Origin of the sequence: Vibrio sp. D54, assembly GCF_021728075.1 — a bacterium.
Classification (GTDB): Bacteria; Pseudomonadota; Gammaproteobacteria; order Enterobacterales; family Vibrionaceae; genus Vibrio; species Vibrio alginolyticus.
In genome coordinates this window covers 157,717-170,028 of sequence record NZ_JAKKCS010000007.1, presented here as the reverse complement: position 1 = coordinate 170,028, position 12,312 = coordinate 157,717, and the positions used below count along the sequence as shown (strand labels likewise).

The 12,312-nt window shown below is 43.9% G+C and carries 11 protein-coding genes and 1 tRNA gene; 4 read left to right on the top strand and 8 right to left on the bottom strand.

Annotation, left to right across the window (positions count from 1 at the left end; all coding sequences use genetic code 11):
- Window positions 1-9: 9 nt before the first annotated feature.
- From L3V37_RS11965 to uvrY, 4 genes are all read right to left on the bottom strand, one after another.
- Window positions 10-83, bottom strand: a tRNA-Cys gene (locus L3V37_RS11965).
- Between the two features lie 462 nt (window positions 84-545).
- Window positions 546-1,103: a CDP-diacylglycerol--glycerol-3-phosphate 3-phosphatidyltransferase gene (gene pgsA, locus L3V37_RS11960; protein WP_005394805.1), complete on the bottom strand. Its 558-nt coding sequence runs from the start codon at window positions 1,101-1,103 to the stop codon at window positions 546-548.
- A 46-nt stretch (window positions 1,104-1,149) separates the two neighbouring features.
- Window positions 1,150-2,982 carry an excinuclease ABC subunit UvrC gene (uvrC, locus tag L3V37_RS11955; RefSeq protein WP_080773718.1) on the bottom strand — a complete coding sequence of 611 codons (1,833 nt, stop codon included), beginning with the start codon at window positions 2,980-2,982 and terminating at the stop codon, window positions 1,150-1,152.
- Between the two features lies 1 nt (window position 2,983).
- Window positions 2,984-3,628 (bottom strand): UvrY/SirA/GacA family response regulator transcription factor, encoded by a 645-nt coding sequence (gene uvrY, locus L3V37_RS11950; protein ID WP_005386783.1) that lies wholly within the window; start codon window positions 3,626-3,628, stop codon window positions 2,984-2,986.
- A gap of 427 nt (window positions 3,629-4,055) precedes the next feature.
- Between uvrY and L3V37_RS11945 the strand changes: the two genes are divergently transcribed.
- Window positions 4,056-6,419, top strand: a complete 2,364-nt coding sequence (locus L3V37_RS11945) for a DNA polymerase II (RefSeq protein WP_237306388.1) — start codon at window positions 4,056-4,058, stop codon at window positions 6,417-6,419.
- Here the strand turns inward: L3V37_RS11945 and L3V37_RS11940 are convergent.
- Window positions 6,416-7,183 (bottom strand): nucleotidyltransferase domain-containing protein, encoded by a 768-nt coding sequence (locus L3V37_RS11940; protein WP_237306387.1) that lies wholly within the window; start codon window positions 7,181-7,183, stop codon window positions 6,416-6,418. The genes L3V37_RS11945 and L3V37_RS11940 overlap by 4 nt on opposite strands.
- A gap of 194 nt (window positions 7,184-7,377) precedes the next feature.
- Between L3V37_RS11940 and yeiP the strand changes: the two genes are divergently transcribed.
- Entirely contained in the window at window positions 7,378-7,944 is a 567-nt protein-coding gene (yeiP, locus tag L3V37_RS11935) for an elongation factor P-like protein YeiP (RefSeq protein ID WP_005376801.1), read from the top strand.
- 2 nt (window positions 7,945-7,946) lie between these two features.
- Window positions 7,947-8,267, top strand: coding sequence for an HI1450 family dsDNA-mimic protein (locus L3V37_RS11930; protein ID WP_005376800.1), 321 nt, complete (start codon window positions 7,947-7,949; stop codon window positions 8,265-8,267).
- Between the two features lie 187 nt (window positions 8,268-8,454).
- Here the strand turns inward: L3V37_RS11930 and rluB are convergent, their stop codons facing one another.
- Window positions 8,455-9,393, bottom strand: coding sequence for a 23S rRNA pseudouridine(2605) synthase RluB (rluB, locus tag L3V37_RS11925; RefSeq protein ID WP_005376798.1), 939 nt, complete (start codon window positions 9,391-9,393; stop codon window positions 8,455-8,457).
- 565 nt (window positions 9,394-9,958) lie between these two features.
- Here rluB and L3V37_RS11920 point away from each other — a divergent pair.
- Complete coding sequence (locus L3V37_RS11920; protein ID WP_005376796.1) at window positions 9,959-10,669, top strand: calcium-binding protein; 711 nt, start codon at window positions 9,959-9,961, stop codon at window positions 10,667-10,669.
- Between the two features lie 93 nt (window positions 10,670-10,762).
- Here L3V37_RS11920 and L3V37_RS11915 read toward each other — a convergent pair whose 3' ends face one another.
- Window positions 10,763-11,383: an L-threonylcarbamoyladenylate synthase gene (locus L3V37_RS11915; protein WP_005376791.1), complete on the bottom strand. Its 621-nt coding sequence runs from the start codon at window positions 11,381-11,383 to the stop codon at window positions 10,763-10,765.
- A gap of 59 nt (window positions 11,384-11,442) precedes the next feature.
- Window positions 11,443-12,300: a PHP domain-containing protein gene (locus tag L3V37_RS11910; RefSeq protein ID WP_005386777.1), complete on the bottom strand. Its 858-nt coding sequence runs from the start codon at window positions 12,298-12,300 to the stop codon at window positions 11,443-11,445.
- Window positions 12,301-12,312: the final 12 nt, after the last annotated feature.

Here is a 12,312-nt window from a genome sequence, read left to right as displayed (position 1 = left end):
AAAGAATAATGGAGGCGCCTCCCGGAGTCGAACCGAGGTCCACGGATTTGCAATCCGCTGCATAGCCACTCTGCCAAGGCGCCTCATTTGTGAATAAAGCTAAGCTTTTTCACCACCCTTTCGAGCCGTGCTCTCTTGGGTACGGGATGCATTCTACGGATTCGAGCGATCGAGTCAACACTATTTTTATTTTTTTAAATCGTTTGACTAGAATTTGTGCGAAAGACGATGGATTGCTTAGTTTTAATACTAAAAATCGCTTAAATACACTTGTTTATCATAAAACTTTGGCTACGCCTTACACTGCTGGCCGTGCGTTGCGTGCATTGAAGTATTAATAATCAGAAGACTCGCCTCTCTAAGACTCTCCAAGGACAAAAACAAGACTTAGATCACAAATGGAACTCTATCGAAGCAAAAGCCCCAGATACAAATTGCAAGCATGGCCGTTAACAAGCATTGAAAAGCGAGAGAAGCAAAAAATGCTGTAGATTGCCTTAGATACAAAAAAGCAGGCTACTAAGCCTGCTTTCTAACATCAGAATTTAATGGTGCTCTTCATTCAACAGATCGTCTTTCGCAGCAGCTAAATATTGAATCATTGACCAATATGTCAAGAAAGTTGCCACATACAAGGCCGCAAAGCCTAGCCAAACCATCCATTCATCGTAACGCCATATCAACACCCATAAGGCGAACATTTGCGAAACAGTTTTTACTTTGCCAACCCAAGATACCGCAACACTCGCTCGCTTACCGATTTCAGCCATCCATTCTCGCAATGCTGAGATAATGATTTCTCGCGCAATCATCGTTACCGCAGGAATGGTCACCCAAATTGAATGATAATGTTCCGTGATTAGAATCAATGCCGTTGCTACTAGCACTTTATCAGCGACAGGATCAATAAACGCGCCAAAACGAGAAGTTTGGCCAAGTTTACGGGCCAACATGCCGTCAAGCCAGTCAGTAAAACCCGCTACCCAAAACACCATTGCTGCTGCAAACGGTGCCCATGAATAAGGTAGATAAAAGACAACCACAAAAACAGGGATTAGGAACAGTCTAAGAAGAGACAGAATGTTCGGGATATTCAAACGCATTTTATTATTCTCTTACACATTGCGGCTTAATGTTGCGCGATTTTCCTTATTGTTTCAATGCTTGGAAAATAATTTCTGCTAAAGAGTGACTTATTCCCGGTACTTTGGCGATTTCTTCGACACTTGCACGTTTAAGTTCTTGTAACCCACCCATGTACTTGAGTAACGCCTGACGTCGTTTAGGGCCGATTCCCTCAATCCCTTCGAGTGCACTCGTACGTCTGGTTTTACCTCGCTTAGCACGGTGCCCCGCTATAGCATGGTTATGGCTTTCATCACGAATATGTTGAATAAGATGCAGCGCAGGAGCATCGCTTGGTAAATGAAACTCGTCCCCATCGACTGTAATCAGCGTTTCTAAACCTGGTTTGCGAGTAACGCCTTTTGCAATACCAATCATGATAGGACGCTTTGGCCAATCCCCCCAGTACTGCGAAATGATGTCATGCGCACGATTTAACTGGCCTTTACCACCATCGATAAAGATGATGTCGGGAATTTTCTCTACATCCAATTGCTTCGAATAACGGCGCTCCAACGCTTGTCCCATTGCTGCGTAATCATCACCACCGGTAATCCCAGTAATGTTGTAGCGACGATACTCTTGCTTTACGGGGCCTTCGTTGTTGAACACCACACATGACGCAATCGTGCTTTCCCCCATCGTATGGGAGATATCAAAACATTCCATTCGAGCTATAGACTCCAACTTCAATGTTTCGCGAAGCGCATGAAAACGCTGATTAATCGTCATCTTGTGATTGATTTTGGTGGTAATCGCCGTTAGTGCATTCGTGTTCGAAAGCTTGAGATACCTTGCTCGAGAGCCAGTTGGCGACGTATGAAAATGAACCTTACGGCCTGCCACTTCACTTAACGCTTTCTGTATTGGCGCAATATCTTCTGCCAACTCTTGATTCAAAATAATACGAGAAGGAATTGTACGTGCTTCGTTATGGCTCAAATAGTATTGAGTCAGAAAACTATCGAACACTTCCTGCTGGCTTGTATTTTGTGGGATTTTCGGAAAATGGCTACGGCTACCAAGCACTTTGCCTTGGCGTATCATCAGGATATGGATACACGCGATACCATTCTCCTGAGCAAACCCGAGTACATCCATATCATCCATGCTGTCTTCTGAGACGTACTGCTGTTCTTGAACACGCCTAATCGCTTGGATTTGATCGCGAAATTTAGCGGCATCTTCAAAGCGCAATTGCTGACTGGCAACTTCCATTTTCTCGATCAGTTGTTTGAGTACTTGCTGATCTTTGCCTTGCAAAAACATGCGCACAAAGCCAACCAACTCTGCATATTCTTCATCAGAAATGATGGTATTAACGCATGGTCCTGCACAACGACCAATTTGGTACATCAAACATGGGCGCGTTCGGTTGGAATAGACAGTGTCTTCACACTGGCGCACAGGAAATATCTTTTGCAGCAAATGCAATGTTTCTCTTACTGCACCAGAATCTGGGTAGGGGCCAAAATATTCACCTTTGCGCTTCTTGGCGCCACGGTGGATAGAAAGCCGTGGGTGCTTATGACCGCTAATAAAGATATAAGGGTAAGACTTATCATCTCGCAGCAACACATTGTATTTCGGTAAATACTGCTTGATGTAGTTATGCTCTAAGATCAGCGCTTCTGTCTCAGTGTGAGTCACCGTGACGTCTATTTTGGCGATATTACTGACAAGCGCGCGAGTTTTCTCACTGTCTACTTTTTTTCGAAAGTAGCTTGAAAGGCGCTTTTTAAGGTCTTTGGCTTTACCTACGTAGATTACAACAGCTTCGGCGTTGTACATTCTGTAAACGCCGGGCTGATGAGTTACTGTCTTGAGAAAGGAAGCCGAATCGAAGGGAGGATTCACGCTAAAGGGTCTCGGTGTCCAGCATTCCGTGGCGAATCGCTAAGTGAGTTAACTCAACGTCACCATTAATGTCCAATTTACTAAAGAGTCGGTAGCGATAGCTGTTGACTGTCTTTGGACTTAAATTAAGTTGCTCAGAAATATCCGTTACCTTTTGGCCTTTGGTGATCATAAGCATGATCTGCAATTCACGTTCGGATAAGTCTTTAAAAGGGTTCTCAGAGGCTGGAGAAAATTGACTCAATGCCATCTGCTGCGCAATCTCTGGCGAGATGTAACGCTGCCCACTATTAACTACACGAATCGCATTCACCATTTCGTCAGGGCCAGCACCTTTGGTTAAATAACCAGACGCACCTGCCTGCATCACCTTGGTTGGAAACGGGTTTTCTGTATGAACGGTAAGTACGATGATTTTCACATCAGGATTCACGCGAAGAATTTTTTTAGTGGCTTCCAAGCCGCCAATTCCTGGCATGTTCATGTCCATTAAAACGACGTCAGCATGATTACTGCGACACCATTTTACTGCATCTTCACCGCTGTCAGCTTCTCCTGCTACGTTCATTCCACGGACGTCTTCAATAATACGTCGTATCCCTGTGCGAACCAGCTCGTGATCATCTACAAGGAAAACATTTATCAAACTTGTATCTCCACACTTTGTATTGGTTCTGCACCCACATAACCATTATTTGTTAAATGTGGATATCAGTATGACTGCCTATATACTAACGTAATCGACAAAAAATTGCTTTCTATGAATATGTGCTGAAACGCAAACTTTAGCAAGAACTTATTCATAAACCACTCTATTATTTTAGAGCGTGATGAGCAGAACCGAAATCTAAGAAAAGACAATTAACAACATTAAGTACAATAAATCAAGTAACTAGGTTTCATATTGCCCAGCGAAACACGCTATAACTTAAAATGACACTGTCCCTCTTGCACCAAAGACTAACTTGTAATCACTAATTCCAGCAAAAATTTGAGACGCTTTCTTTACTGGTTATTTTTACAGTTCTTAGTGTTAAACTAACGTTCTTCAAGTTTTCTAAGGTTTCTCACATTTGAATATTCAACAAGGCTTCCTGCTAACTCGACAGGCACGAGACATCAAAGGTCAAACTCAAATCGAGCTGTGGCTTTCGACAGAAGCAGGTCCTACTCAGTTACTTATTAATGGTGAGAAGCCAGTATTTTTCATCGCTCAGAAACACTCAGAGCAAGCAAAGACACTCGCACGAGAAAAAAACATATTCGTCGACATCCGCCTTTTGGATCTCAAAACGTTTGAACATACGCCTCTTGCTGCCTGCTATACCAATGTAACCAGAGACGCTCTCGCACTCAAAGACACATTCGCTCAAAAAGATATCACTACGTATGAAAGTGATATTCGCCTCGCCGATCGCTACCTAATGGAGCGTTTTATCAAAGGCAGTATCGAGTTTACAGGCAATGTGACTCGCACCAATGGCTACCAACGCGTCCAGAGCGCAAAATGCCGTGCGGGGCAATATGAGCCGAAGTTAAACGTTGTCTCGTTAGATCTAGAATGCTCTGAGAAAGGCATTCTTTACTCAATCGGATTAGACAGCGTCATGGATTCCCGCGTTATCATGATCGGAGAACCAGAACCTTCGGAGACACCGATACAATGGGTCCAGGATGAAAAGGCGCTTCTAGAAGCACTCATCGATTGGTTTAAAAAATTCGACCCCGATGTCATTGTCGGTTGGAATGTCATTGATTTTGACTTTCGTCTGCTACACAAACGAGCAGAATGGCACAACATGAAGCTAATGCTTGGCAGAGCAGACCAAGCCAGCTTTTTCAGAAGTTCATCTCAAAGCCAACAAGGGTTTATCTCCATTCCCGGGCGAGTTGTGATGGATGGTATCGATACGCTAAAAACGGCGACTTACCACTTTCGATCTTGGTCATTAGAGTCTGTATCTCAAGAACTCTTGGGGGAAGGTAAAGAAATCCACAACGTGCATGACCGCATGGATGAGATCAATCGTATGTACCGCTCCGACAAACCATCGCTGGCTAAATATAATTTACAAGACTGCGTGTTAGTGAATAAGATTTTCAATCACACTCACCTGCTTGACTTTGCAATAGAGCGCTCTCGTCTCACTGGTGTCGAACTGGATCGTGTCGGCGGTTCGGTTGCAGCATTCACAAACCTATACATGCCTCAGATACACCGAGCAGGCTACGTTGCCCCAAACCTACACCCTGAAAATTGGATTGCCAGCCCCGGAGGTTACGTGATGGATTCCATCCCTAACCTATATGATTCTGTTTTAGTATTGGATTTTAAGAGTCTATATCCATCGATTATTCGCTCTTTCTTGATTGATCCTATGGGTTTAGTTGAAGGGTTATTGCTCGATATTGGAAAAGAAGAAAATCAGGCTGTACCTGGCTTTCGCGGTGGGCAGTTCCATCGTACGAAACACTTTTTACCAGAAATGATTGAAAAGCTTTGGGCAGCACGTGATGTTGCAAAGAAGAACAATGAAAAAGCTTTTTCTCAGGCAATCAAAATCATCATGAACTCCTTTTATGGCGTACTGGGCTCATCGGGATGTCGTTTCTTTGATACTCGGTTAGCTTCTAGTATTACCATGCGCGGACATGAAATCATGAAGCAAACTAAGGTGCTGATTGAGGAGCAAGGATATCAAGTGATTTACGGCGATACGGATTCCACATTCGTGTCGTTGAATCGACCATACAGTCAAGTAGAAGCTGACGCTGTTGGAAATCAATTAGTTGATTACATCAACTCTTGGTGGCAAGAACACCTGCGTTCTGAGTACAACCTAACATCTATGTTGGAAATCGAGTATGAAACCCATTATCGCAGATTCCTTATGCCAACGATTCGTGGCGCAGAAACTGGCTCGAAAAAGCGCTATGCGGGTTTAATCGGTGAAGGAGAGCAAGAACGGATTGTATTTAAAGGGTTAGAAAGTGCCCGTACTGACTGGACCTCGTTAGCACAGAAATTTCAAAATACACTCTATAGCATGATTTTCCATGGTGAAGATCCAAGCGACTATGTCCGAGAGATGGTTGAGAAAACTAACAACGGTGAATTTGATGAACAGTTGGTGTATCAAAAGCGACTGCGCAGAAAACTGCATGAGTATCAGAAGAACGTCCCGCCACAAGTGCGTGCAGCTCGTTTAGCGGATGAGATAAATGCCAAGCTTGGCCGCCCATTACAGTATCAAAACAAAGGACGAATTGAATACATTATTACCGTGAACGGCCCTGAACCTTATGAGTACCTCAATAGCCCGATTGATTATCAACATTACATTGATAAACAACTCAAACCCGTTGCAGATGCGATTCTCCCTTTCATTGGGACGGACTTTGACAGGCTTTCAGCGCCACAAATGGGGTTGTTTTAGCCGATACGAAACTCTGTTTTCTGGTACTGTTTGACTAACCAATCACCAAACGCATCAATTAGCCCGATAACAGAACGCTTGGGAATCCCCCGGCCAGAAAGTAAAATTTCTAGCCGCTCGATCTCAAGCTGCTTTTCAGGATGATAAGTTAAGAATACCTTGCCACACTCTACGGGGTCATCAAACCAACGTTTATCTCGATACATCACCAAAGAGTATGACGCTCTTAGTAACTTTTTAGCAATCACGCGCTGGGCGGCCACCTGCTCTTCTATCGTCTTCGCTTGTACGATTTTTTTGCGATAAGCCGTAATCCAATCTTCCACATCCATATTCCAGTGCTTAGCAATTTCCCAACTTGGGACGTAATCACCAAAACAGTCTGCTAGATCATCACCATAAACACAGACACAGCAATGCTTAAGCATAAAGCCCCAAGTGAAAATACTGTCTAAATTAGCTACTTCGCTCACTAAGGCTGTACGGACCGATACACCATTAACGTGAGGGTAACTCTGCTGCGCACGCCACTTAATTGTGTTGAGCAAAGTCGCGCGATTGTGCTCAAAGGATGATTGAGTAACGACAACCAGGTCTAAGTTCGACCTTCCTGCGATCGCTGTTTTACGAGCAACACTACCGTATACATAAACGCTGTGTAAGTTTTGCCCCAGTCCACCTTTGAGACAAGCGGTGACTTCCCTAATTAAAGGCGCAAACTCTGGTTGAAATGGTTGTTTAGGATCGATAACAGGCAGAGACATGACTTAAAACGTGTTCTCAGATGGTTCAAGAAGTTGGACTATATGTTCTCTTAGCCGACTCACTGAATCAAGTCCATTCAGGTGTTTAGTCATGGGAGTAACAACAAATTTCTGCAATGAATTTTAATGCTAGGCGGCTAACTTAGCGCTATAATCACCGAGTTTTGCTTAATAAGTATGAATAGGAATATACAATGCCAAAGGCAAGTGAAATCAAAAAAGGCTTCGCAATCGAGTCTAATGGTAAAACTCTTCTAGTTAAAGACATCGAAGTAACGACTCCTGGCGGTCGTGGCGGCGCTAAAATCTACAAAATGCGTTGTACAGATCTAAACACGGGCGCACGTGTAGATGAGCGTTACAAGTCTGATGACGTTGTTGAAACGGTAGAGATGAACAAACGTGCAGTTGTGTACTCATACGCTGACGGCGATGAGCACATCTTCATGGATAACGAAGACTACTCACAATACACATTCAAGCACAATGAAGTTGAAGACGACATGCTGTTCATCAACGAAGATACACAAGGTATCCACATTATCCTTGTTAACGGTGCTGCAGTGGGTATTGAACTACCATCTTCTGTTGAGCTAGTGATTGAAGAAACTGACCCTTCAATCAAAGGTGCTTCTGCATCTGCTCGTACTAAACCAGCACGCTTCGCTTCAGGTCTTGTCATCCAGGTTCCTGAGTACATTGCAACTGGTGACCGTGTTATCATTAACACAGCTGAACGTAAATACATGAGCCGAGCATAAGCATGTCTGATTTGATTTCTTACGACGACGTCATTGACGCAGCGTACGACATTTTCCTTGAGATGGCTCCAGATAACCTAGAGCCTGCTGACGTGATTCTGTTTACTGCGCAATTTGAAGATCGTGGTGCCGCAGAACTTGTTGAAACCGGTGATGACTGGGTTGAACATGTTGGCTTCGAGATCGACAAAGAAGTATATGCAGAGGTTCGTATCGGCCTAGTAAATGAGGAAAATGACGTTCTTGATGACGTATTTGCTCGTATGCTAATCAGCCGAGACCCTGAACATAAGTTCTGCCATATGCTTTGGAAACGCGATTAACGTTTCTTCATCATGAACAAAGATACCAGCCTAGTGCTGGTATTTTTTTATCTGTTGTTTTCGTTTAGCTGAGATATTTGTTTATACAAAGCACCCTGCTCTATATCGGCTTTAGATCCTTTTGTTATGTAACAGATAAGAAAAAGGCTTGCCGAATTGGCAAGCCTTTCTGATGTTTTGCTATCGATTAACGATGCTTGTTGCGTGCGCCTTGGTCACCAGCAGTCTTCTTCGGCTTACGACGAGAAGGGTTGTTGCTGCGGCCTTTTGGCGTGTTAACACGCTCTTCATGGCGCTTAACTGCGCGACGAATTTTTTGGCTGCGTGCACGCTCACGTTTGCGTGACGTGTTGTCTTTGTTCAGATCAAGCATGGTTTCTTTCTCTGGACGAAGCTCTACAAGCTCACGCAAGTAGTTTACTTCTTTCAGGTCAAGCTCCATCCAACCGCCACGAGGCAGTTTCTTGTCTAAGAAGATGTCGCCGTAACGAACACGTTTCAGACGGCTAACGGTACACTCTTGCGATTCCCATAGTCGACGAACTTCGCGGTTACGACCTTCGTTGATAACAACGTAAAACGTGTGGTTCATGCCTTCACCACCCGCGTAAACAACATCTTCAAAGCGAGCTAAACCGTCTTCCAGTTCAACACCTTTTACTAGATTACGAACTTTCTGTTCAGTTACTTCACCGAACACACGTACTAGGTATTCACGTTCAACTTGGCGGCTTGGGTGCATTAAGCGGTTCGCCAGTTCACCATCCGTTGTGAAAAGTAGAAGACCAGAAGTGTTCGCATCCAGACGACCAACTGAAATCCAACGAGAGCCACGAATTTTTGGCAGACGATCAAAAACAGTACGACGACCTTCTGGATCGTGACGAGTACACAGTTCACCCTCAGGTTTGTAGTACGCAAGTACACGACAAATCACTTCTTCTTGAATCTTTGCAGAGACAATGTGACCATCGATACGAACTACGCTGCTCTCGTCTTCAAGTCTTTCACCAAGCTTAGCGACTACACCGTTCACGCTAACGCGACCAGATTTAATTAACGATTCAATCTCACGACGAGAACCGTGACCAGCACGTGCTAATACTTTTTGTAACTTTTCGCTCATTTATCTACCTATGTGTCGTCTTCACAGACGTCTAGACCAGGATTGGTCTGCATTTTGCTATTTACCCATTTCAGTGGGATTTTTCGGTCGGACATTATACGTAACTTTCTTAGTTAATGTAAGCTAAATCGGCGCCATTCTCTACACCAAAATTCACTTCAAAAATGACCGAAATATTTGTCCTATTCTGCAACTTTTTTACTACTTAAAGCAGGCATTGCTCAACGAGAATCCCACTAATATCGGTCTTCCTGAACCACTTTAACCACGCGGTACCTGATAAAATTGTCAGGGTTACAACAATAACCACTTGGGGTGTGTTTACTGTTCGTATTGCTAGAAAGCAACGAAGAATAAGCCGTCCCTGTTTGCTGCTAAGTAATACCAATCACCGCAGGCAATGAGCACTCATAGCAAAACAAGGTCGTGGGTAACAAGACAAAAATTGTCTTTAAGTCATTAGTTCACATCAAAAATAACACTAATGCTATCGTGTACTCTGACTCACTAAGTTCGCTCTGCACTCTCGGCGATTGGCATAAATCAGACAAAAAGGAATAGAACAATGTCTATGCTAAATCTCGACCTAAATTGGATTTTTGGGACATCTCAAGATGACGATATGACAGGCACAAAAGGCTCTGAAACAACCGATATTTTCTTCGGCTTCTGTGGTGATGATAAGTTTGTAGGATACGGAGGTAATGATATTGTCTTCGGTGGCTGGGGAGATGATACCTTGCTTGGTGGCCGAGGTAACGACTTTGTTTCTGGCGGCTTTGGAAACGATTTCCTATCCGGCGGATTAGGAAACGACAAACTCTTTGGTGGCTGTGGCGACGACACAATTTTTGATTATTCAGGCAACAACTACTTGAGTGGTGGCTGGGGTAACGACACGCTCGTTGTTGGTGATGGTGAATCGGTACTGAGCGGTGGCTGTGGAGACGACACCTTCGTGCTTACAAACCGCCTGGCTATTGGTGTACCTGATCAGCCAGTGTCTTCCAACGATATTGATGTTAAAGCCGACATTGTCGATTTTAATATTTTCCATGACAAACTTGTCTTTGATATGGGCCGAGACACTGATAACGATGGCATTCGAGATACGTTCTTGGATTCAGCGGATGATCTGACTTTATCTTACAATGAATGTGGCTGGGCAGTATTCTCAAGTGATGAATACAATGTTGAAGTGACACTAAACGGTGTGAGCTCTGCATACATCAACTATGCAGAACAAAATGGTATCGACATTTTCGATTTCGCTTAACCTCAATCAGTTAAGTTCAATGAGATATTCGATATGACAACTAAAATAGGAGGCGCGATGCCTCCTATTTTGTTTGACGGTGGTGTGCGTCTACTATTCGAATGGTGCAGGGTCACCAGATCCCAAACGAACCACAACAGGTTCACCTTCGCTAAAGTCAATTACAGTCGTAGGTTGTTCACCTAAGTAACCGCCATTAAGAATCACATCAACCGCATGTTCTAGTTTATCGCGAATATCCTCTGGATCAGATTCTGTTACGTCACTGCCAGGTAGAATCAACGACGTAGACATCATCGGCTCACCTAATGCTTCCAACAAGTCCAAGGCAATTTGATTGTCTGGAACACGGATACCGATGGTCTTACGTTTTGCATTCATCAAACGACGCGGCACCTCTTTTGTGCCTTTGAAGATGAAGGTGTAAGGACCTGGTGTGTTATTTTTCAGCAGTCGGAATGCAGAGTTATCCACTCGCGCATAGAGAGAAAGCTCCGACAAATCACGACACAGCAAAGTAAAGTTATGCTTATCATCCAGACGACGAATCTGACAGATTCGTTCCAGTGCCTGTTTGTTCTCCAACTGACAGCCAAGTGCATACCCTGAATCAGTAGGGTAAACCACAACGCCGCCGTTACGAATGATTGCTACTGCTTGATTAATCAAGCGAGCCTGTGGGTTTTCTGGGTGAACGTAAAAAAACTGGCTCATTGTAATTCCTCATTATCGAGCCTCTCGGCTCTATATTTTTATGGGTTCTCGACTTCGTATTACTGAGTATTATTCAACGAAGGATCTATTCCCCAATCTTTCCAAACTGGTTCGACGCCAGCAGGCAACCATAGGTTCCTTCCTAGCTCCATCCACGGTGATGGGTAGTGAAAATCACTGCCTTGAGAGGCTAATAGTTTGTATTGTATAGCATAATCAGCCAAGTTGCGCCTTTCTTGTTGCGCTTGCTGTGGCTGTGCAACTTCCATCGCATCACCACCTGCTTCGACAAACGCTGCTAGAAGACGCTTAATCCACTTCGCTGTCAACTTATATCTGCCAGGATGCGCTAATACCGCCATTCCACCAGCCGCATGGATAGCATCAACCGCATCCTTCATCGAACACCAATTCGGTGGTACATAACCTGGGTTATTACGCGTTAGGTATTTTTTAAACACCATTTGCATGGTTTTTGCGTAACCATTATCTACCAACCATTTCGCGAAATGCGCTCTTGTCACTGGAGCATCACCGGCGATTTGCCTTACCTCTTCAAGCACACCTACTCGAGTTGCTTTTTGTAGTCGCTCTGCAATTAACTCAGATCGTGTTATGCGATGCTGCTTCTGCTGTTCTATGAGGGCAGATAATTGTTCATTTTCCGGATCAATATTCAGGCCGACAATATGAATGTCTTTGTTTTGCCAGACGGTCGATATCTCAATGCCATTGATGATTTTTATCGGCAAATTATTATCTTGAACGTATTGCTTAGCTAACGCCAAACCGTCAACCGTATCGTGATCAGTGATCGCCAAAACCTCGATATCAAAACTCAGCGCCCTTTCCACTAAATCTTTAGGTTCTAACCGACCGTCCGATGCAGTGGTGTGACTATGTAAATCAATTCTCATATTTTTATCGTT